Annotated in this window: 19 protein-coding genes; 4 read left to right on the top strand and 15 right to left on the bottom strand. The window is 36.0% G+C overall.

Annotated elements, in window-relative coordinates; translation table 11 throughout:
- Positions 1–68: 68 nt before the first annotated feature.
- The 9 genes from OA86_RS04990 to OA86_RS04950 form a co-directional block, all read right to left on the bottom strand.
- Positions 69–2,720, bottom strand: a complete 2,652-nt coding sequence (locus tag OA86_RS04990) for a TonB-dependent receptor (RefSeq protein ID WP_039349696.1) — start codon at positions 2,718–2,720, stop codon at positions 69–71.
- Positions 2,721–2,926: 206 nt separating this feature from the next.
- Positions 2,927–3,796, bottom strand: a complete 870-nt coding sequence (nadC, locus tag OA86_RS04985; RefSeq protein WP_039349693.1) for a carboxylating nicotinate-nucleotide diphosphorylase — start codon at positions 3,794–3,796, stop codon at positions 2,927–2,929.
- Between the two features lie 57 nt (positions 3,797–3,853).
- Positions 3,854–4,696, bottom strand: a complete 843-nt coding sequence (locus tag OA86_RS04980) for a sulfurtransferase (RefSeq protein WP_039349690.1) — start codon at positions 4,694–4,696, stop codon at positions 3,854–3,856.
- 268 nt (positions 4,697–4,964) lie between these two features.
- Positions 4,965–6,536, bottom strand: a complete 1,572-nt coding sequence (nadB, locus tag OA86_RS04975) for an L-aspartate oxidase (RefSeq protein WP_039349689.1) — start codon at positions 6,534–6,536, stop codon at positions 4,965–4,967.
- A 42-nt stretch (positions 6,537–6,578) separates the two neighbouring features.
- Complete coding sequence (locus tag OA86_RS04970; protein WP_039349688.1) at positions 6,579–7,031, bottom strand: hypothetical protein; 453 nt, start codon at positions 7,029–7,031, stop codon at positions 6,579–6,581.
- 3 nt (positions 7,032–7,034) lie between these two features.
- Positions 7,035–7,664, bottom strand: coding sequence for an NAD(P)H-dependent oxidoreductase (locus OA86_RS04965; protein ID WP_039349687.1), 630 nt, complete (start codon positions 7,662–7,664; stop codon positions 7,035–7,037).
- 223 nt (positions 7,665–7,887) lie between these two features.
- A complete protein-coding gene (gene rnhA, locus OA86_RS04960; RefSeq protein WP_039349684.1) occupies positions 7,888–8,370 on the bottom strand; it encodes a ribonuclease HI in 483 nt (160 codons plus the stop codon).
- 2 nt (positions 8,371–8,372) lie between these two features.
- Positions 8,373–9,971, bottom strand: a complete 1,599-nt coding sequence (gene dnaB / locus OA86_RS04955) for a replicative DNA helicase (RefSeq protein ID WP_039349681.1) — start codon at positions 9,969–9,971, stop codon at positions 8,373–8,375.
- A gap of 252 nt (positions 9,972–10,223) precedes the next feature.
- On the bottom strand, positions 10,224–11,462 hold the full coding sequence (locus tag OA86_RS04950; protein WP_039349678.1) for an MFS transporter: 1,239 nt from the start codon (positions 11,460–11,462) through the stop codon (positions 10,224–10,226).
- 177 nt (positions 11,463–11,639) lie between these two features.
- On the opposite strand from OA86_RS04950, the gene OA86_RS04945 reads away from it, so the two are divergent.
- Positions 11,640–11,978: a DMT family transporter gene (locus OA86_RS04945; RefSeq protein WP_039349674.1), complete on the top strand. Its 339-nt coding sequence runs from the start codon at positions 11,640–11,642 to the stop codon at positions 11,976–11,978.
- Here the strand turns inward: OA86_RS04945 and OA86_RS04940 are convergent.
- From OA86_RS04940 to OA86_RS04915, 6 genes are all read right to left on the bottom strand, one after another.
- Positions 11,975–12,343 (bottom strand): hypothetical protein, encoded by a 369-nt coding sequence (locus OA86_RS04940; RefSeq protein WP_039349672.1) that lies wholly within the window; start codon positions 12,341–12,343, stop codon positions 11,975–11,977. The genes OA86_RS04945 and OA86_RS04940 overlap by 4 nt on opposite strands.
- A 28-nt stretch (positions 12,344–12,371) precedes the next feature.
- Positions 12,372–13,871: a GH3 auxin-responsive promoter family protein gene (locus OA86_RS04935; protein ID WP_039349670.1), complete on the bottom strand. Its 1,500-nt coding sequence runs from the start codon at positions 13,869–13,871 to the stop codon at positions 12,372–12,374.
- Positions 13,872–13,918: 47 nt separating this feature from the next.
- The gene (locus OA86_RS04930; RefSeq protein WP_039349666.1) at positions 13,919–14,530 is read right to left on the bottom strand and encodes a hypothetical protein; all 612 of its coding nucleotides are present in this window, start codon (positions 14,528–14,530) and stop codon (positions 13,919–13,921) included.
- Complete coding sequence (locus OA86_RS04925; protein ID WP_126340457.1) at positions 14,530–14,889, bottom strand: hypothetical protein; 360 nt, start codon at positions 14,887–14,889, stop codon at positions 14,530–14,532. Before OA86_RS04925 ends, OA86_RS04930 begins: the two co-directional genes overlap by 1 nt.
- 73 nt (positions 14,890–14,962) lie before the next feature.
- Positions 14,963–15,247: a hypothetical protein gene (locus OA86_RS04920; RefSeq protein WP_039349659.1), complete on the bottom strand. Its 285-nt coding sequence runs from the start codon at positions 15,245–15,247 to the stop codon at positions 14,963–14,965.
- A gap of 233 nt (positions 15,248–15,480) precedes the next feature.
- Positions 15,481–15,897, bottom strand: coding sequence for a hypothetical protein (locus OA86_RS04915; RefSeq protein WP_052257393.1), 417 nt, complete (start codon positions 15,895–15,897; stop codon positions 15,481–15,483).
- A 263-nt stretch (positions 15,898–16,160) separates the two neighbouring features.
- On the opposite strand from OA86_RS04915, the gene mfd reads away from it, so the two are divergent.
- Genes mfd through pth form a run of 3 tightly spaced genes read left to right on the top strand, consistent with a single transcriptional unit; the run spans position 16,161 to position 21,050 of the window.
- Entirely contained in the window at positions 16,161–19,577 is a 3,417-nt protein-coding gene (gene mfd / locus OA86_RS04910) for a transcription-repair coupling factor (protein WP_039349653.1), read from the top strand.
- Between the two features lie 54 nt (positions 19,578–19,631).
- Positions 19,632–20,477 (top strand): hypothetical protein, encoded by an 846-nt coding sequence (locus tag OA86_RS04905; protein ID WP_039349651.1) that lies wholly within the window; start codon positions 19,632–19,634, stop codon positions 20,475–20,477.
- Positions 20,478–20,486: 9 nt separating this feature from the next.
- Complete coding sequence (gene pth, locus OA86_RS04900) at positions 20,487–21,050, top strand: aminoacyl-tRNA hydrolase (protein ID WP_039349648.1); 564 nt, start codon at positions 20,487–20,489, stop codon at positions 21,048–21,050.
- The last annotated feature ends 20 nt before the right edge of the window (positions 21,051–21,070 follow it).

The raw sequence follows: 21,070 nt of genomic DNA, 5'->3' as shown, positions 1-21,070 counted from the left end.
TGTTAACGGCAAAGATAAAAAAAATCCCGGCGAAAAGCCGGGATTTAGATATTATAAAATCTAAGTGATTAGAAGTTGAAAGCTAAACTCGCTGACCAAGTTCTTCCGAATCCGAAATAAGCTTGATTTTGCTGGCTTACTCCATTGTAAGTTCCTGCTGCAACGTAATTATTATAATTAGTTGTTAAAGTAGTCCCTGTAAATGCTGGATTCAAAGCTGCATATTGATCTTTGGACAAACCTGAAAAAATATTGGTATTTGATTCTGAGATATACACTTTATCAAATACGTTGTAAACATTTCCTCTGATTGTGAAAGACTGTTTCGCGTTGATGTAATATTTGTAAGAAGCTCCCAGATCAAACAATCCGAATGAAGGTAATTTCAAAGCTCCTGCATCTTGTGCAGCTGTAGTGCTAAAACTGGTAACATTTAAATTTGCATATAACCGGTCAACATATCTGTAAGAAGCATCAAGTTTAAGATCTTTTACCGGCTCTAAAATGAAACCAGCTGCATAAGTACTTTGTGCTGCACTACCCACTTTTACTTTATCTAAATATAAAGTTTGAGAAGATTGTCCTGGAACTGGTACGTTTGTTTCGTCGAATACATCTCCGGTTGCTTGTCCTTTATAGTACCAATCTCCGATTGATGCCATTGCTGTTAATGATAAATATTTTGTTAATCTAGCATTTCCGTCAAATTCTACACCTTGGTGAATTTCGGTAATTCCACTAATGTTTGCATAAGTATTTAAATAAACAGAAGTGTCTGGTAAAGTAATATTACCGTTAGATTTTCTTAACAATCGATCTGCCCAAGAAGTTCTGTACACATTAAGGTTACCATTAAAGACTGCAGAACGGAAACCATATCCTAATTCTACACCAAATATTTTTTCATTGGTAAGATTTGGGTTCAGGTAATTTTTATTGTTTGGATAAACTGCGTTTAGGAAAGGCTGTTTAGAATAATAACCAATATTTCCAAAAACATTGTGATGTTCATCGATATTATAATTTAAACCTGCTTTAACATTATATCCTAAAATATTTTTGAAGCCTGTTTTTGTATTTAGAGCAGGATTCGCTGCTGTAGCTTGAATTAACGCTGGGTTTGTTGCAGAAGTTGCATAACCTGCGACAAGACCATTTAGTAATGATCTTCCATCAACTAAGAAATTATCAATTCTTTGGAAGCCCTGTTGAGAAACTGCACCTTGTAAGAAGGCAGATAGTTTGTCATTAGAATATTCTAATTGTCCGAAACCACCATACCAAAGAGCTTCACCATCGTTGTTGAAACCAATTCGGTCGCTAATATTATTAATTTTTCCTCCGAAAGGATTCCAGTCTGGTTTAGGAGCAAAAGCGTTTGATACGTAATTGTAACCTGGTACCAAAACATTTTGTGCATTTGGAACCCAAAGGTTTTTATTACCTTGATCTCTGTATGCAGAACCTCCTAAAAGATCTGTTGCAATTTGATAATGATATCCGTAGTAATATCTTCCATCAAAACCAACTGTGAAGTTAATGTTTTGATTTATTTTATGATTAAAGCTGGAGATAACACCATACCAGTTGTGAGAGTTAATAGAAGCATTTCTAATTAAGATCCCTTTGTCTGGAGTAGATGCTGCGTTGCTTGCGACAATACCGTCAATATCTAGAATTCCTTGTGGTGTAACGAAATTTGTAAGATCTTTTCCGTTAGATTTTCCAACAGGAGCAGTTCCTGCACCTCTACCAAAAGAAGCATAAGCTACCGTGTTTAATTTAGAGTTTGGAGAAATATTCCAGTCCCAGTTCAAAGATAAAACCGGTTTGTGGTAATAATTTACTCTCATAGAATATTCTTCCCCTTTCAAATTACCCCAATCTGGATTGTATCTGATGTTTGGTTCACCGTCAGATCCGTATTTGATATAATTTTGAAGTGTTACGTAAGAAAATCTTTGGTTGTGAGTTTGTGGTGCACCAGTAATAGTAAACTGAAAATCGTGATTACCCTTTTTGTATCCTAAAGCCCAGTAATAGTTATAGCCTTCAAATTTAGTTCCGTCTGCATAAGTAGAACCTGCAGTTCTGCTTAATAAGAATGAAGTAGAAAGACCATTTGCCATTTTCCCACTATTGTAAGCGGCAAGTGTTTTCAAATAACCATTGTTTCCCATTCCTACTGAAACGGTTCCACCTTCTTTTTTGTCTGCTGCTCTTGTTAAGATATTTACGGTACCTCCAACAGAAGCAATTGCTAATTTAGAAGAACCTAATCCTCTCTGTACCTGCATTGCAGAAGTTACATCAGATAAACCAGCCCAGTTAGACCAGTAAACAGCTCCGGTTTCCATGTCATTCACAGGAACACCATTTACCATTACGGCGATATTTTTTTGATCAAAACCTCGAATATTCAATTTTGAATCTCCGAAACCTCCACCTCCTTTCGTTGCATAAACTGATGGAGTGGTGTTTAGAATCTCTGGGAACTCTTGGTTACCCAATTTCTCTACGATTTGTGCTTCTTTAATAGTAGAAACAGCTACCGGAGTTTTGCGGTCCTTTGCAATATCAGCAACACCCGTAAGTACAACTTGCTCGATATCAGCTTCTCTGCTTATGGTATCTTTCACAGACTGTGCGTAATATACACTTGCTGTAGAAAGTGTGATAACCACAGTTAACATCGACTTTTTTAACAAATTACTTTTCATAAATTTTAAACTTAGGTTTAATTCTAATTAATTGGTGCAAAAATATTCAAAAAATTCGGAACATTTATTAATAAATTGTTAAATTTTAAAGTTTTGTTAAAAAATTAATTAATCAGCTGACTAAAAGTCCATTAGACCATTTTTTATGCACTGAATAAATTTATGTTAAATGTGTTATATATAAAATTAACCTTACTTAGGTGTTTTTACTGTAAATCATTCACAGCCTTCAAACTTAGATCAATATTGGCTGCAGAGTGCGTTAAGGCCCCTGCTGAAATAAAATCTACACCTGTATTCGCAATATCTTTTAACTGATCTCTCGTAATTCCGCCCGAAGCTTCACTTTCGCATTTACCATTGATGAGATGAACTGCTTTTTTCATGGTCTGAGTATCCATATTATCGAGCATAATTCGATCCGCACCAGATTTTATTGCTTCTACAACTTCAGCAAGATCTCGGGTTTCTACTTCAATTTTCAATTTCTTTTTAGTTTTTTTTACGTAATCTTTTGCCATTTTTACGGCGTTTGTGATGCTCCCGTTGTAATCGATATGATTGTCTTTGAGCATTATCATATCATATAATCCGTATCGGTGATTGGTCCCGCCACCAATTACAACTGCCCATTTTTCACACATCCTGAAATTTGGAGTCGTTTTTCTGGTGTCTAAAAGTTTAGTTTTGGTACCCAATAATCTTGAATCCCAATCATGAGTCAAAGTTGCAATGCCGCTCATTCTTTGCATGCAGTTTAAAACAAATCGTTCTGTGGAAAGAATCGAACGCGCACTTCCAGTAACATAAAAAGCAATGTCGCCTACTTTTGCCGTGTCACCATCTTTTAACAAACGTTCTACTACCAGATTTTTGTCGAACTGTTTAAAAATAATTTCTGCCAGTTCAACTCCGGCGAGAATACAGTCTTCTTTAACCAGAAGTTTAGCTTTTTGCTGTAAATCTTTCGGAATAGTCGCCAAAGTAGAGTGGTCACCATCGTGAATATCTTCCTCTAAAGCATTGGTGATAAAAGTTTTCAACGCCTCTTTTGTGACGTATGCAGGTTTTTTCATTTCTTATATTTTTGTAGATCTTCAGGAGTTTTTATAACCTGACGGTTTAAATTTTATTTAAATATTTGTTGCAATTTCTTTATCATTTCTGGACCATTCACTCCAAGAACCAACATAAAGATTTGGGATTTCAAATCCTGCGTAATCTAAAGCCAGTAAAGTGTGGCAAGCTGTGACGCCTGATCCACAATGAATTGCTATTTTTTCTGAAGGAATATTTTTTAATAGCTTCACATATTTTTCGCGTAGCATTTCAGGATTTTTAAAGGTTCCGTCTTCGTTGAGGTTTTCTTTGAAAGTAACATTAATGGCGCCGGGAATATGTCCCGCAATTTCGTCAATAGGTTCAGACTTTCCATCATAACGGTCTTTTTCCCGAACATCAATCACTAGAAATTCGGCATTTTCAGAATTTTTTTCGATGAAATCGAGATCTACTTTTGGTAGTTTCCACTTTTTTAAAGAAATTTTCTCTACTTTTTTAGCTTCAATGATTTCTGAATTGGTGGATAATCCTTTTTCTTTTGCCATTTGCAAACCACCATTTAAAACCTGAATTTTTTCTATTCCGGCAGATCGCAACATCCACCAAAATCTTGCAGCAGCGTTGGAAGCATTTTTATCATCATAAACAATGACATGAGAATTCTCATCAATTCCTAATCGATATAACACTTCAGCAAATTTCTCCAAACTTGGTAAAGGATGTCTTCCTCCGTTTTTTGCATGCTGTGGAATTTCGGCTAGATCTTTATTCAGATCTACATATAAAGCACCTTCAAGATGTTCTTTCAAATAATTCTCGTACGCTGAATCGCCACTTCCGGCATCAACAATGACGAGGTCTTCTCTATTTAAATTCTGAAATTCTTTAGCGGAAATTATTGGAGGAAGTTTCATTTTTCTATTTTTAAGTTTATAAAGTTCTAAGAAACGCCTTTTCGGTCTTTTTTTCAGCTAAAAACGTCGTTTCTATTGACAATAATCTTTCATATAAATCTTTTAAACAGACGATCTTTCTAATCGAAGTTTTGTTTTTATGCCAACTTTCACAGCCCGACCTGAGTGGAGCTCTTTTTTATTAATGGCTGAGCGAAGTCGAAGACAGTAATAAAAAAAGCGGGAACGGAGGGCGGAAAATGCTGCCCCATAAAATTAAATTTTAAAATTATACCAGATCTTTATTAAAGAATGCACCTTTATTCTCCTTCATTAATAAGGAATGTTTGATGATCAGATAGGAAATATTGGTCAAGTTTCTGAGTTCCGAAAGTTTCGGCGACAAAATGGAATAACTATACAGTTCATTCACTGCTTCGAAAATTTCCTGCTGTTTTTTCTTTGCCAATGCTAATCGGTCATTGCTTCGAACAATACTTACCAAATCGCTCATCATTTCCTGCAATTGTCGGCGAAGATAAGAAACCATGACCATTTCATCCATCATTTTCATGCCTTCTTCGTTCCATTCGGGAATTGCTTTTAAGTCATCAAAATTGAAATCATTAATTTCTAAAAGTTCGACGGTTTTCAAAGCTGCATTATGACCGAAAACCATTCCTTCCAATAGAGAGTTGGATGCCAGTCGATTAGCACCGTGCAATCCGGAATTGGTGCATTCTCCGACCGCGAATAAGTTTTTGATGGAACTTTGTCCGTCTCGGTCAATGTCGATTCCGCCCATTAAATAGTGACAAGCCGGAACTACCGGAATGAGTTGTTTGAAAGGATCAATTCCTTCATCCAGGCATTTTTGATAAATATTTGGAAAGTGTTCGACAAATTTTTCGTGGTCCATATCGCGACAATCGAGTCCAACATATTCGTCGCCGGAAATCTTTAATTCGCTGTCAATCGCTCTTGCGACAATATCTCGGGATGCTAATTCTTCGCGCTCATCATACTTGTGCATGAATTTTTTACCGTCTTTGGTTCTTAGTTTGGCACCATCACCACGAACTGCTTCGGAAATCAAAAACAGCATTCCGTCCAATTTAGAATATAAAGCGGTCGGATGAAACTGATAATACTGCATGTTTGAAATTTTACCACGTGCTCGGTGTACGAAAGCAATTCCGTCGCCTGTTGCAATGATCGGATTGGTCGTGTTTTTATAAACATGCCCAGCTCCTCCTGTAGCTACTAAAGTTATTTTCGCTGTAATTTTTTTGATGCTTTTATTTTTTTCGTCCAAAATATAAGCACCATAACAGTCGATTTTATCAAAATCGAAAATTTTTCCCGGAACATGATGTTGCGTGATCAAATCGATGACGTAATGATGCGCCATCATTTCTATATTCGGAGATTTATTAATAGTGGCCAATAAAGCGCGCTCAATCTCTTTTCCGGTAATATCTTTGTGGTGAACAATTCGGTTTTCCGTGTGTCCGCCTTCTCTTCCAAGCATGAGATGACCATCTTTCTGATCGAAATTGGTTCCCCATTCAACGAGTTCTCTGAATCTTTCGGGACCTTCTTCGATGACCATTTTCACGACTTCCAGATTATTTTCACCGTCGCCGGCTCTCATCGTATCGTCGATATGTTTTTGAAAACCATCTTTGTCGAAGTCTGTTACGACGGCTAATCCGCCTTGAGCATATTTGGTATTGCTTTCATCTTCATCGGCTTTGGTGACGATGATGATTTTCGCTTCGGGCATTCTTTCAGAAATTTTGATGGCGTAAGAAAGTCCGGAGATTCCTGATCCGATAACGAGTACGTCTGCTTTTATCATTAATAAGTTGGTATTTGAAGTTTTTTATTGCTGAGTTTTAAGTTATATTATTCTTTTTATAATTTTCAATGATAATTTATATTCAATTACGGTTGTTATAAATTGAATTAAAATTAATATTAAAATAATTGAAATATCTCCGTTAAAATTGTTTTTAAAAATTACAAGCCCTAAAAAAACTAATAAAATTATATATAAAAATAGAAAATATATTCCCGAAATTATACTGAAACGGATTTTAATATTGTGGAAATTATTTTTGTCAATTTTTAAAATTAGTCTTGGTAAAATATTTTCAAAAGGATACTTGATCCTTGTTGCTTCAAAATACCTATCATTTTCATTAGCAAAAAAGAATTTGTCAGCAATTTTTTGATAACCTGAATTACTTGCAAACTCTATCATTTTTCCTTTTCTAATTGAATATTTTCTAAAAGAATTTTCAATTGATTGATGATCTGAGTTTTCTAAATTTATTTCTTTTATTGTAACCATGTTTTAAATAAATTTAAACAATTTATCATTGGGTTTCCGGACTTTTTTAAAATTCTGAAACTCATCTTCTTCTGAGCGATAACCGAGTGCTAAAGTCACGGCGACTTTTTCAATCTGCGAATCCAGCCCCAAAATTCCATCAATAATTTCCTGTTTAAATCCTTCCATCGGACAAGTATCTACATTTTCTAAAGCGGCAGCAAACATGAGATTTCCCAGAACAATGTAGCTTTGTTTATCGGCCCAGGTCATGACTTCATCACTACTTAATTTTTGGATGTGCTTGCTGATGCTTTCCCGAAATGGATCGAGGGTTTCTAAAGGAATTTCTCTCGTAGTAGAGATCTGCGTGAAGTATTCGCCAATATAATCCGGACTAATATTGTTTTTAGATGTAATAACGATCAGATGGGAACACGTAGAAATTTGAGACGGATTATAAAAAGCGGGTATTAATTTCTCCTTCATTTCACTACTTTCTGCAATAATGATCTCGTATGGTTGAAGTCCCAACGAACTTGCGGAAAGTTTTGCAGCTTCTAAAATATTAGTGATCAATTCACTGGAAACAACTTTATTTTTATCAAATTTTTTCACAGAATAGCGGTTGCGCAGAGATTCTAGGTAATTCATAAAACAAAGATAAATAAATGGTGGTGAAGATTTGGTAGAGAATTTCTATGATTGAGTTTCTTCGGGTGAATGACTGAATTGTGAATTTCTCGAGTCAATTTGGTCAATAGTGAGTTTCTAAAATGGAATATTCAATTTTTTCAATTGAATTTAAAAATCGGACATTGACAGCAACGCTCATTTACGCGAAGCAATTCACTATTCACTGCGAAGCAATTGATCCTTAGAAAAGTCCGCCGTTCTGTTGGTTTTCAAAAAACTCATCAATTTGCAATGGTTCTGTTTGAGCAGCTTTTACAGCAAGTTGATCGCAGATTTCATTTTCTAAATGTCCGGCGTGACCTTTGATCCAGTGAAAAGTAGTTTTAAAGTCTTTGAGCAAAGGGATCATTCTCTTCCAGAGATCAGGATTTTTTTTATTTTTAAATCCAATTTTCACCCAGGATTGCAGCCATTTTTTTTGAATAGCATCTACAACATATTTGCTGTCGGTATAAATATGAATATCGTTTTCCGTAGATTTTATTTTTTCTAAAGCCGTAATTACCGCCAATAATTCCATGCGGTTGTTGGTGGTGAGGCGAAATCCCTGGGAATATCTTTTTTCGTAATTTTTCTCGGGAACTTTCATGACGATACCGTAACCTCCTGGTCCCGGATTTCCGCTGCAGGCACCGTCGGTAAAAATTTCTATTTTAAGGCTCATTCCTAAAATTGAAAATCGTCATCATCATCTGCATCATTCATCGAAGAACCGGAAAGATTTTGCTTGCTCGGTAAATCAAAAGCAGCACCGGGATCGATGGTCGTTTTTATTTTCTCAAATCCGCTCGGAGCATCAAGTTGCCCGAAATTAGAAGGTTGATAACCGCCGGTTCCATATTGATTTCCAAATAGATCGAGGTCGGCAAATTTTGCGATATTTTTATAGAAAGACATTCTCACATCAGCTGTTGCACCATTTCTGTGTTTTGCGATAATAAGTTCTGCCTGATTTTCAGTAGAAGTTTCACCACCATCTTCGTCATTATCCCAGGTCGCGATCTTATAATATTCCGGGCGGAAAATAAAGGAAACAATATCGGCATCCTGTTCAATAGCTCCAGATTCCCGAAGGTCAGAAAGCATTGGTCTTTTTCCGGGGCGCGTTTCTACACTTCTGGAAAGTTGGGAAAGTGCAACTACAGGAACATTCAGTTCTTTTGCAATCGCTTTTAAAGATCGGGAGATCATTGCAATTTCCTGCTCCCGATTTCCAACACCCCCTTTTCCGGAGTTTGCGGTCATTAATTGAAGATAATCGACCATGATGATCTTCACGCCGTGCTGCATGACCAATCTTCGGCATTTTGCACGGAAATCGAATACAGAAAGCGACGGCGTTTCATCAATATATAAAGGAGCGTTTTCTAAAGCAGAAACATTGGAAAATAATCGCTGCCATTCTTCATCGCTCATTTGTCCTTTTCGCAATTTCTCTGAAGAAATGCCGGTTTCCGATGCGATCATTCTGGTGATCAACTGCACAGACGCCATTTCCAGAGAGAATAAAGCTAAAGGGATTTTATGTTCTACGGCAATATTTCTCGCCATAGAAAGCAAGAATGCCGTTTTTCCCATGGCGGGACGCGCTGCAATAATAATTAAATCTGAATTTTGCCAACCACCAGTTTCTTTGTCGATATCTTTAAATCCAGAGGGGATTCCGGAGATTCCTTCTTTGTCTTTTAACGCTTTGATGGTTTCGATGGCTTGTTTTACCAAAGTATTTGCGGTATCGAAACCTTTTTTAATGGTTCCGTTGGTGATCTCAAAGAAAGATTGTTCTGCTTTATCCAGCAATTCAAAAACATCGGTGGATTCTTTGTAAGAACTGTCGATGACGTTTGCAGAGACATTAATTAAACTTCGAAGGATAAATTTTTCCAGGATGACACGAACATGATATTCGATGTGAGCACTTGAAGAAACTCCCATTGTTAAGTCAATGATATAATGATCACCACCAGCAAAACTAAGTTTTTCAGTTTTTTTGAGTTGCTGAATCACGGTCATTAAATCGACAGGATGATTTCCTTCGTATAATTTTAAAATTGCCGTAAATATTTCCTGATGACGGGGATCGTAAAACACTTCAGCCGTTAATAAATCAATAGAATAATCGAGTCCTTTTTTATCGATCAAAAAAGTTCCGATCACCAATTTCTCGAATTCTATTGCATTTGGCGGCATTTTGCCGTCGGAAATAGAAAGTTCTTTCGCGAAATTACCATGAATGAGTGAAGATAAAGTTTCCTTTTGTGTCATGAGACAAAGATAGTTTTTTAAAGTTTTTATTCAAATTATTTAATCAACATTGAATCTGAATTGTGACTTAAATCACTAGCAGTCAATTCGGTTTGATGTTGATAAGTTGGCAGAAGCTGTTGTTTTATTCTAGCCCGGATCGAAGTGGAAATCCTTTTTTTTTAGCGTTGGATAAAGCTTTGGCAAAAAAGATTGCAACGTAGAGCCGGTTTATATTTATTAAGAAGCGAAACTCTTGTTGCTCCTTAAAAATTAATAATTCATTTTGCGAAGTTTAGGGACTTTCTTCGCGACCAAAAGTGCAATTAAAACCGTCATGGTACCGCCGAAAACGACGGAGCGCACGACGCCCAAAAGTTTTGCTGCGACGCCGCTCTCAAATTGTCCCATCTCATTGCTCGACATGATGAAAATTGAATTTACGCTCAGAACGCGGCCACGAATATAATTGGGCGTTTTCAACTGTACAATTGTTCCCCGAATAACGACGGAAATTCCATCGAGCATTCCACTGAAAACGAGCAGTATAAAGGAAAGCCAGTAGAGTTTTGACAATCCGAAACCGATGATACACAATCCAAATCCCGCAACAGCGATCAATAATATTTTTCCTTGATTTTTGGTTAAAGGGAAAAAGGCCAGCGTTAAAATTATACACATGGAGCCGATGTCTGAAGCTGCATTGAGCAACCCAAAACCTTCTGCGCCCACTTTTAAAATATCGGTTGCAAAAACGGGGATCATAGCGACTGCGCCGCCGAAAAGTACGGCAAACATATCGAGACTGAGCGCGCCTAAAATTTCTTTTGTTTTGTAAATGAAGGCAATACCTTCCCGCATACTTTGTACTACACCAATGCTTTTATCACTGTTTTCGGAGGGATGTTGGTTCAGGAGCCAAAAGAAAATGGAGGAGAAAATCATTAAGCCAACCACAACTAAAATGGTCCCGGAAACATCGATCCAATGAATCAAAAATCCTCCTAAAGCATGTCCGAAAACAGAGGCTGTAAGAAATGTCGCCTGATTGAGCGTGATCGCGTTCGGAAGTTCTTCTTTCGATACAATTTTTGGAATCATCGAGGGAATAATGGGTCCGATAAATGCACGACAAAATCCAGTAAGAAAGATGACGGCGTAAATGTAATAGGAAATCTCTACATTGCTGAAATGTAATAATTGATGTCCGAAAAATGCGGGAATCGATAATAAACTGATGAGGAAAACATAGGCGTAATTGCAAATTAACAAGAGTCTTTTCTTTTCGGAGTTGTCGATAACATGTCCTGCGTAAAGCGCGGTCGAAACTGCCGGAATTACTTCAGATAAACCGATCAAACCAATCGCAAAAGGATCTTTGGTGAGTTGATAAATCCACCATCCCATTAAGGTTGCTAACATTCTGAAACTTAAAATCAGAAAAAATCTTCCGGTCATTAAATTTCGAAATTCGGGAATTTTTAAGGTTTGAATGGGTTGCAGAGAAATCATTTTGCAAAAGTAAATTTTCGAAACGAAAAATCATTTATTAATTTGCCACGAATGCGCGAATTTTCTCTTAGAAATAATTTTATTTAAATAACGTTACTGCTTTTAATCAGAATTTTTTTGCGCGTCATATTAACTTTCGTGGACATTAATTTTAATTTAAAAATTTATCTTTGAAAAATGAACTGGATTTTACTCATTATCGGTGGTTTATTTGAAACCGGATTTGCCACATGTCTTGGAAAAGCGCAGGAAACGACAGGAAGAGAAAGTTATTTCTGGTGGGCTGGATTCGTGATTTCCCTGTTTTTGAGCATGTTTTTATTGTATAAAGCAATTTCTGTCGGATCAAATGCGATTCCGATCGGGACTGCTTACGCCGTATGGACTGGAATTGGAGCAGTTGGAGCGGTTTTTATGGGGATTTTTGTTTTCAATGAACCGGCAACTTTCTGGCGAATGTTTTTTGTTTTTACATTAATTGCTTCTGTGGTTGGGTTGAAAGTGGTTTCAAATTAACCTCCTAAAACCTTTCCAAATGCATGATTGAGATCTTTTAAGATATTGGTAACGATCCAGATTCCACCTATAATTGCTACTGAACCGCCAATAAGCGCGACCGTTGCTCCAGTTTTATTTTTCTTAATTTCTTTGATATCTTTTTTTGCAAGTGCAATTCTCTGATTTTTGTGGCTTCCAATTATGCTGTCATTTGTTACGGAATTTACATCAATAAAAAATTTGTGATTTTTCAAATTATAAATGGTGTATTTGTTTCCGACCTGAATATTGGTGAAATTATTCGGCGTTTCATAAACATTATATTTCGTTGATACGCACGACATCGTCATTAGAAGAATTAGAACAGCTAAAGATTTTTTCATGGTGGTAGAATTGCAATAAAGATAATAATTATCGTTTTAAAGTTTCCAAAAAATCACCAATTTTCCGGTCATTTGCCAAACGTGGGATCTTATTTTGTCCACCCAATTTTCCTTCCGATTTTGCATAATCCTGAAACGCATTTTTCTTTAAACTGGTAATGATTAAAGGTTGCAAAATTTTCCCGGAAATTAAATCATCATAATAAGAATTTCTCTTCCGCATTTCTTCATCGAGATTTTTCCCAAAATTTTCTAAATTTTCCGGTTCTCTTTCAAACTCGATAAACCATTCATGATAAGGCAAACCTTGTATAGGATTCACCTGTGGCGCGAGATGAAATTCGGTGATCTGCGCGGGAAATTTCTCTACCGTTGCTTTCATGGCTTCTTCGACTTCAAAAGCAATCACATGTTCTCCAAAAGCTGAAGTGAAATGTTTCGTTCTTCCGGAAACTAAAATTCGGTAAGGATCTTTAGAAATAAATCGTACGACATCTCCGATTGAATATGCCCAAAGTCCAGAATTGGTGGTTAAAATTAAAGCATAATCTTTGTTGAGTTCGATGTCTTTTAAAGTTAATCTTTTAGCTTCCTGTTTTCCGTAGTCTTCGAGTGGAATAAATTCATAAAAGATTCCATGATTCGTTAATAGCAATAATCCTTCTTTTTCGAAATCATCCTGGAACGCAAAAAAACCTTCGCTCGCTGGAAAAGTCTGAATGATATCTACTTTTCCACCCAGAAGTTCTTCCATCTTTTCGCGGTAAGGTTCGTAATTAACGCCGCCTGTAATGATGAGCTGTAAATTTGGAAATAAGGTTTTAATTTTCTTACCGTTTCTTTCAATCAGTTTTTCAAAATACATAATTAACCACGGTGGAATTCCCGAAATTAAAGTCATATTTTCTTTCTCAGTTTCTTTTACGATCTCATCAACTTTGGTTTCCCAGTCTTCGATGAGGTTCGTTTTCAAACTTGGTAGTCGATTTTTCTGCAGATAGTTTGGAATATGATGCGCTACAATTCCGGAAAGTCGGCCAGTTTGAATTCCATTAATTTCCTCCAGTTCCGGACTTCCCTGCAGAAAGATCATTTTCCCGGAAACGAAATCTGAATTATTTTTCTGAGCGATATAATGAAATAGAGCACTTCGGGCCGCATTAAGTTGAAAAGGCATTCCTTCTTTAGATATCGGGATATATTTGGAACCGGAAGTGGTGCCGGAAGTTTTTGCAAAATATTCCGGCGTTTCTGTCCAGAGAATATTTCGCTGACCTTTTTTTACTCTCTCAATATAAGGTTTAAGATCTTCGTAATCAGCGATTGGTACATTTTTTTGAAAGTCGGAAATGGTATGGATGTTTTCAAACTGATGCTCTCTTCCAAACAAAGTTTTCTCTGCAATTTTTACCAAAGACAACAGCAGTTTCTCCTGATCTTCGACCGCATTTTTTTTGAAAGTTTGCGTTTCCTTCACATGATTTTTTGCCCAGATTAAAGCAATTTTCTTCTTAATAAAATTTAGCATAGCACAAATTTAACAGATTTTAGCGATAAGATTAATAAGAATGATTTTTAAAAGTTGAAGCGATAACCAAAACTTAAACTCAGAAAGACAGAATGGTTATAATATTTTTGAATTTCCGCGTTTTCATTATAAACATTGGTGGAATAATAATTTAATCTTCCGGTCAAAAAAACAGCTTGATAACCTTCCGGATCTAAAATATAGATGACTTTTCCACCTAAATTAAAACCAATTCCATTATTTTTTAATTTTTCATTGTTAAAATCTAAATAGGTGCTGGAATGATTATAATAGCTGAAACCCGCCATTTCTTCGACCAAAAATTCTTCAGAAATATTATCACGGTGCGTGATAAAAACATCGATAATGGTCAAAGTCGGCGATGCGATGTTCCCATAAACATTTTTGCGGTCGTAAATTACATTGGAGAAAAGCATACTGTAATCTACGCCGATCCCAAAATTGATTGGAGTCATCAAATTTCCGCTAAATCCAAATCCGTAAAACGGCTGTACATCTTTGGCGAGCGAATTATTGCCAATTGGTTTTAGGATGGTAACTTTTGTTTCGATATTAGAAACTACATCGAGTATTTTTTTCTTTTTCTGACTAAAAATTAAAGTGCTGCAACAGAAAAAAAAGAGGATCAGGATTCTCATTACTTTAGTTTTATTTCGTTAAAAGTAATATAGTTTGTTCCTGCAGGAATGAGTATTTGCAGGGAATCAGTCGAGATCGACGATCCAGATTTTGACGCTTTAAAAGATTTTATTTTTGCATTAAAAACCAAAGAAAAAGAATCAGAAAGAAGCGGACCCGATAATGTGAAATCTCCCGAACCGTTAGGAATTGTTTCGGCCACGATCGCATTATCGCTTTTTATGAGCACTTTGATTTTTGCAAATTCTAATTTGGTTTCTGTGATCTTACCTTCCACGTAGGCGCGGGGATTTTCCCGGGTTTCCGATTGACAACCCAGAATCACAGCAAAAATAAATAGGGTAGAGAGAAGTCTCATTAATTTTTTTTTAAAGGTAACAAAAAAGCCCTGGAATAAATTCTCAAGGCTTTCTAAATTAGAAATTACAAAATTATTTTGTTTTGTATCTTTTATCCGGAGTACCATCTTTTTTCAGATGTTCGTTGGCTTTGTATCGTTTGTCGGGTGTTCCGTCTTTTTTCATTTTAACGGCGGAATTAGTGGTTGCGGGTTTTGCTGCCATTTTATCTTTCGAAGCGGTTTGCTTCGCACTCTGCATTCTCGCTTCTTTTGGCGGTGGTGGAGGTGGAGTTGTTGATTTTTTCGGTGCAGTTTGCTGTGCACTTGCTAATCCTAATCCTAGAGCCAAAGACAATACGGTGAATAATTTTTTCATTTTTTAAAAAGGGTTAAATTAATATTGTGTTGTTTTTTAACAAAGTAAAATTATACAAATAACATTCTCGATAATTTTTAGAAGATAACTTTAACCAAACTTTAACACGTTTCATAATTTTGGTTAATGAAGTTCAATTTTTGAAGAATTTTCAAGTCGCTTTCCTCTCTTTTTTAATAAAAAAAAGCTGCTTCAATTTAATGAAACAGCTTTAGATTGATCGCACGTGTAAATTATCTCTTACCGTTTGCCGTCCATGTTTTACCATCAGCAACATAAAGAATTTTCAAATCATTGCTGTCGATTCTAATATAAGAAGTTGCCGTTGATCCTACACTCACTAAAATGTGATCGCCTTCTTTTTTAAATTCAACGCCGTTCAAATCTGGAATTCCATCCGAGAATCTGAAATTATATTTTGTTCCACTTGCAATTTTAGTTACAAAGACACTTCCGTTATCTTTTGAAATGGTTGTTGAACCATCGTTATAGGAAATGCTTCCATTGTAAGTTCCTGCGAAGAAATCGTTGTCTGCCGGGTCATCATCATTTCGACATGAGGTTAAAGAGATGAATGAGAAAAGCAAGATAAACAGTCCTAAAAATTTCAATGTTGACTTTTTGCTATTTTTTAAATTCTGTAATTTCATAATATTTTTATTTTTAATTAGGTGGTCCTATTCCAAACGTTATGCCATCAAATCGAGACTTTATAGTGTTTTAGGAGTAATTAGCAGAATTTAAGAACTTTTATAAGGGCTTTGCATAGGGCTTTTCTGCTATTTTTATTGCTTTTACTTCTGAATACTACTCAAAAATAAATCATTAAATTTGTACTTTCAAACGATTTCGGAATAGTCCCGAAATCGCTTTTGTCGTTTTTATTGAAATCGATTTTAACTCTCTTTATAGAATGCAATTAAAACCTATCCACGAAACTTTTCTGCCGGATTTACTGAAAAACGAATTTGGAGGAGAAATTTTCAAAAATTTAGAAAATCATCAACATCTTTCTGTGAAAGGTTTTGCCGGTTCGTCGCCTTCAGTTTTTACCGCAGAACTTTTTTTGACTTATAAAAAGACCATCCTCTTTTTAATTGAAGATCGCGAAGAAGCGCTTTACGTCACGGCCGAAATGGAAGATCTTTTGGGCAAAGAAAACGTTCTTTATTTCCCTGCAACGCATGTTGAACCTTATCAAATTGAAAAAACGCAAAATGCTAATCTGGTTTTAAGAACGGAAGTTTTAAATAAGCTGAATTCCAGCGCAAAACCAAAAGTGATTGTGGCGAGTTTTTCCGCTTTGTCGGAAAAGGTTTTGAAGAAGGAAGATTTCAAAGCCATTTCTCATCAGATCAAAACAGGCGAAAGTTTAGATTTTGATTTTACCGAAGAACTTTTGCATCAGTTCAATTTTAATCTGACCGATTTTGTTTCAGAACCTGGAGAGTTTTCGGTGCGTGGCGGAATTATGGATGTTTTCTCCTATTCGAATGAACAGCCTTATCGAATAACTTTTTTTGGAAATGAAATTGAAAGCATCAAAACCTTTAATATAGAAACCCAGTTAACCAACGGAAATGTAAATGGTTTTCAATTGGTTTCTAATATGAATTATGCAGTTTCCGGAAAGAAAGTTTCACTCTTGGAATTGTTACCAAAAGAAAGTTTTGTTGTTTCAAAAAATGCTTTTCTGGGCGTAAAGAAAATTAAAGATTTTTACGAAAAAGGAGAAGAGAAATTTGAGACCTTAAATAAAGACATCAAACATCAATCGCCAGAAGATTTATTTCTGTCTTTTGAGGGTTTAATGATCGATTTTCAGAAATTTAAGAGTATTGATTTTACTTTAGATGCACTCAAATTAAAAGAGATTTCCTCAGTTGAAATACAACTTTCTCAAACACCGCAACCCACATTTCACAAGAATTTCGAATTGCTGATAGAAGATTTGCAGGAAAAGCAAAAAGACAATTTCGACCTTTGGATTTCCTTTTCCACGGAAAAACAGAAAGAAAGACTCGAAAGTATTTTCGAAGATTTATCCTCAACTAAAAATGATAATTTTTTAGAGGAAGATTCTATTGATAGAAAATCAAAAATTGCTTTTAAATCCTTTAATTCTGAACTTCATGAAGGGTTTGTCGATTTTGATCATAAAATTTCGGTTTATACGGATCATCAGATTTTTGACCGTTACCAAAGATTCAAAGCTAAAAATGCTTTTGCAAAATCGGAGCAGATCACGCTGAAAGATCTGATGCAGATGAAAGTCGGCGATTATATCACACACATCGATCATGGAATCGGAAAGTTTATGGGCTTGGTGAAAGTGAATAATAATGGAAAAGTTCAGGAATGTTTCAAACTCACTTATAAAAATGGGGATTTACTCTATGTAAGTATTCATTCCTTACATAAAATTTCGAAATACAACGGTCCGGACGGAAGAGAGATCGTTTTATCCAAACTCGGTTCTCCCGCGTGGAAATCTTTAAAACAGAAAACAAAAGCGAAAGTAAAACAGATCGCTTTTGACCTCATTAGACTTTACGCAGAAAGGAAGACTGCGAAAGGCTTTGCATTTGCACCAGATTCTTATTTGCAGAATGAACTTGAAGCGAGCTTTATTTATGAAGATACACCGGATCAGGAAAAAGCCACGCTTGATGTGAAAAATGATATGGAAAACGATAACGTGATGGATCGTTTAATTTGCGGTGATGTAGGATTTGGAAAAACAGAAATTGCAATTCGGGCCGCCTTTAAAGCAGCAACTGATGGAAAACAAGTTGCGATCTTAGTTCCAACAACGATTCTGGCGTTCCAGCATTACCGAAGTTTTACAGAAAGGCTTAAAGATTTTCCGGTGACCATTTCTTATATGAACAGATTCCGGTCCGCGAAACAGAAAGCAGAAACTTTGGAAGGTTTGAAATCTGGAAAAATAGATATTGTGATAGGAACGCATCAACTGGTAGGAAGTTCAGTAAAATTTAAAGATCTTGGTCTATTAATTATCGATGAGGAACACAAATTCGGTGTTTCGGTAAAAGACAAGTTGAAGACTTTGAAAAATAATATTGATACGTTGACTTTAACGGCAACTCCGATTCCGAGGACTTTGCAGTTTTCTTTAATGGCTGCACGAGATTTATCGGTCATTAAAACGCCGCCGCCAAATAGACAGCCCGTAGAAACAAATATTGTTGGCTTCAGTGAAGAAATTATTAGAGATGCGATTTCCTATGAAATTCAGCGCGACGGACAAGTTTATTTCATTAATAACAGAATCGAAAATCTGAAAGATATCGCAGGATTGATTCAAAGGTTGGTTCCTGATGCGAAGATCATCACAGGTCACGGACAAATGGAAGGAAAACAGCTGGAAAAAAATGTCCTGGATTTTATGGAAGGAAAATATGATGTTCTGGTTTCGACTACCATTATTGAAAGTGGAGTAGATGTACCGAATGCGAATACCATTTTCATCAATGATGCGCAACGGTTTGGAATGGCAGATCTGCATCAAATGCGCGGAAGAGTTGGTCGAAGTAATAGAAAAGCTTTTTGTTTTATGATCACGCCACCTTTTGATATGATGTCCTCTTTGGCGAGAAAAAGACTCGAAGCCATTGAGCAGTTTTCAGATTTGGGAAGCGGTTTTCAGATTGCAATGAAGGATTTAGAAATTCGTGGAGCAGGAGATTTATTAGGTGGTGAACAAAGTGGTTTCATCAATGAAATGGGATTTGAGACTTACCAGAAAATCATGCAGGAAGCTTTAGAAGAATTACAGAATGATGAGGAATTTGAAGACTTATTTGACAATGAAGAAGACCGTAAAAAACTCTTTAAATCAGTAAAAGAAGTAAATATTGATACCGATCTGGAATTGATGCTGCCCGATTTTTATGTTCAGAGTATTGAAGAACGGTTGTCATTGTATCAAAAATTAGCAGAAATCCAAAGCAAAGAAGAACTTCAAAAATTAGAAAGTGAATTGGTCGACCGATTCGGAGATTTACCTTCAGAAGCGATTAACCTTTTAAAATCCGTTGAACTAAAATGGATCGCTGCCGAAATTGGTTTTGATAAGATCGTAGTGAAGAACGGAGTTTTCTTAGGTTATTTTCCTTCAAATCCGCAGGATAAATTTTATCAGAGCGATAAGTTCAGAAACATTATTTCTTATTTGAATCGTAATCCGAAAGAAGCAACTTTAAAGGAGAAAAGCAGTAAAGAAGGAAACCAATTGATGATGAGAAAAGAAAATGTGCAGAATGTAGATGAGGTGAATGCAGTTTTGGAAAGGATTCTGGGGAAATAGATCCTTTTTCGAAATTTCTAAAAAAAGACTACTTTTGCTAAAATTAATTTAAAGATGAATAAAGTTCTAAGTATATTAACGTTTTTCTTCAGTATCGTTATTTTATTTTCTTGCGAACCCAATCGCGATACCAATGGTGATTACCTTATCGGTGTGAATCAACCTGGTGGAAATGGTGGTGGAAGTGGCGGCGGACCATCAACTGGTCGGCTTTTAAAGAAAATGCTTTCCCACTCTTTAGACGATAACGGACAATTTGAAGACAGCGAAGTCACTTACAATTACGAGGGTAATAAATTGGTTTCCTATGTTGATGAGTCAGGGGAATCAACTCTTTTTACTTATAATTCTAACAACAAGATTTCCAAATTGTCAGGTTCTGGTCAAGATGCTGTTTTTACTTATTCGGGTGCTGATTTATCTAAAATTAATGTAACTGTCGCCGGAGTTTATACCGTAAATACAGATTTTACTTATGTGGGAACACAGCTAAAAAAAGCGGTCTCTATTCAGGAATTTACTTTGCCAATTCCAAGCAAAGTATATATTGAAACAGACTATGAATACAGTGGAGAAAATATGGTAAAAGCCTCTATTAAAGGTGGGTTTTATTTACCCAACGGTGATTTGCAAATGAATCCCGAAGTGCAGACGTTTAGTTTCCAATATGATACGAAGAAAAATCCTTATCAACTTTTGCCAAAGGAATTTTTTATTTATTTAAGCGGGATCGCACCACAAGGAGCTGCGTTTTTATCTGCGAATAATATGATAAAAGTGACGCAGGTTCTCGATGTTGTTACCGAAGTTACGGAGTATAGCTATACCTATGATTCTGAAAATTATCCGATCAAAATGAGTGGAGCGGATGACGAATATACCATTTATCAATACCAATAATATTTCGATATGAAATACCTCATCGTAGGTCTGGGAAATAAAGGCGAAGAATATACTGAAACCCGGCATAATGTCGGGTTTAAAGTTGCGGAGAAAATTGCCGAAACCATTGAAGCGCCCTTTAAATCCTCCAATTTTGGACTCTTAGCAGAAGGGAAATACAAAGGCAGAAAAGTTTTTATTTTGAAACCTGATACCTACATGAATCTTTCTGGAAATGCGGTGAAATTCTGGATGCAGAAAGAAAATATACCATTGGAAAATTTGATGATCGTTACCGATGATCTGTCTTTACCATTCGGAACTTTACGAATGAAAATGAAAGGTTCTGATGCAGGACACAATGGCTTGAAAAGTATTCAGGAGCAATTGCAAACCCAAAATTATCCAAGGTTAAGATTTGGGATTTCTGCCGAATTTTCAGAAGGAAAACAAGTTGATTACGTTCTCGGAAAATGGGAAGGTGAAGAAAAAGAAAAACTTCCCGAAAGAATCGAGAAGTCTTCTAAAGCTTGTCTGTCATTTGTTTTCGCGGGAATTCAAAATGCAATGACTTCTTTTAATGGTAAATAAAATTTCTTTTTTATTTTTAA

The sequence above is a fragment of the Kaistella jeonii genome, assembly GCF_000812865.1.
Classification (GTDB): Bacteria; Bacteroidota; Bacteroidia; order Flavobacteriales; family Weeksellaceae; genus Kaistella; species Kaistella jeonii.
The sequence above is the reverse complement of the archived record's forward strand: the minus strand, read 5'-3'. Positions and strand labels throughout refer to the sequence as shown.

Excerpts from the sequence above, each read along its gene's own strand:
- pth (WP_039349648.1), top strand. The coding sequence starts at position 20,487 with ATGAAATACCTCATCGTAGGTCTGGGAAATAAAGGCGAAGAATATACT.
- OA86_RS04990 (WP_039349696.1), bottom strand. The coding sequence starts at position 2,720 with ATGAAAAGTAATTTGTTAAAAAAGTCGATGTTAACTGTGGTTATCACA.
- OA86_RS04935 (WP_039349670.1), bottom strand. The coding sequence starts at position 13,871 with ATGCTAAATTTTATTAAGAAGAAAATTGCTTTAATCTGGGCAAAAAAT.
- OA86_RS04915 (WP_052257393.1), bottom strand. The coding sequence starts at position 15,897 with ATGAAATTACAGAATTTAAAAAATAGCAAAAAGTCAACATTGAAATTT.
- nadC (WP_039349693.1), bottom strand. The coding sequence starts at position 3,796 with ATGAAAAAACCTGCATACGTCACAAAAGAGGCGTTGAAAACTTTTATC.
- OA86_RS04950 (WP_039349678.1), bottom strand. The coding sequence starts at position 11,462 with ATGATTTCTCTGCAACCCATTCAAACCTTAAAAATTCCCGAATTTCGA.
- OA86_RS04905 (WP_039349651.1), top strand. The coding sequence starts at position 19,632 with ATGAATAAAGTTCTAAGTATATTAACGTTTTTCTTCAGTATCGTTATT.
- OA86_RS04945 (WP_039349674.1), top strand. The coding sequence starts at position 11,640 with ATGAACTGGATTTTACTCATTATCGGTGGTTTATTTGAAACCGGATTT.
- OA86_RS04920 (WP_039349659.1), bottom strand. The coding sequence starts at position 15,247 with ATGAAAAAATTATTCACCGTATTGTCTTTGGCTCTAGGATTAGGATTA.
- dnaB (WP_039349681.1), bottom strand. The coding sequence starts at position 9,971 with ATGACACAAAAGGAAACTTTATCTTCACTCATTCATGGTAATTTCGCG.
- nadB (WP_039349689.1), bottom strand. The coding sequence starts at position 6,536 with ATGATAAAAGCAGACGTACTCGTTATCGGATCAGGAATCTCCGGACTT.
- rnhA (WP_039349684.1), bottom strand. The coding sequence starts at position 8,370 with ATGAGCCTTAAAATAGAAATTTTTACCGACGGTGCCTGCAGCGGAAAT.
- OA86_RS04970 (WP_039349688.1), bottom strand. The coding sequence starts at position 7,031 with ATGGTTACAATAAAAGAAATAAATTTAGAAAACTCAGATCATCAATCA.
- OA86_RS04940 (WP_039349672.1), bottom strand. The coding sequence starts at position 12,343 with ATGAAAAAATCTTTAGCTGTTCTAATTCTTCTAATGACGATGTCGTGC.
- OA86_RS04965 (WP_039349687.1), bottom strand. The coding sequence starts at position 7,664 with ATGAATTACCTAGAATCTCTGCGCAACCGCTATTCTGTGAAAAAATTT.
- OA86_RS04930 (WP_039349666.1), bottom strand. The coding sequence starts at position 14,530 with ATGAGAATCCTGATCCTCTTTTTTTTCTGTTGCAGCACTTTAATTTTT.
- OA86_RS04925 (WP_126340457.1), bottom strand. The coding sequence starts at position 14,889 with ATGAGACTTCTCTCTACCCTATTTATTTTTGCTGTGATTCTGGGTTGT.
- mfd (WP_039349653.1), top strand. The coding sequence starts at position 16,161 with ATGCAATTAAAACCTATCCACGAAACTTTTCTGCCGGATTTACTGAAA.
- OA86_RS04980 (WP_039349690.1), bottom strand. The coding sequence starts at position 4,696 with ATGAAACTTCCTCCAATAATTTCCGCTAAAGAATTTCAGAATTTAAAT.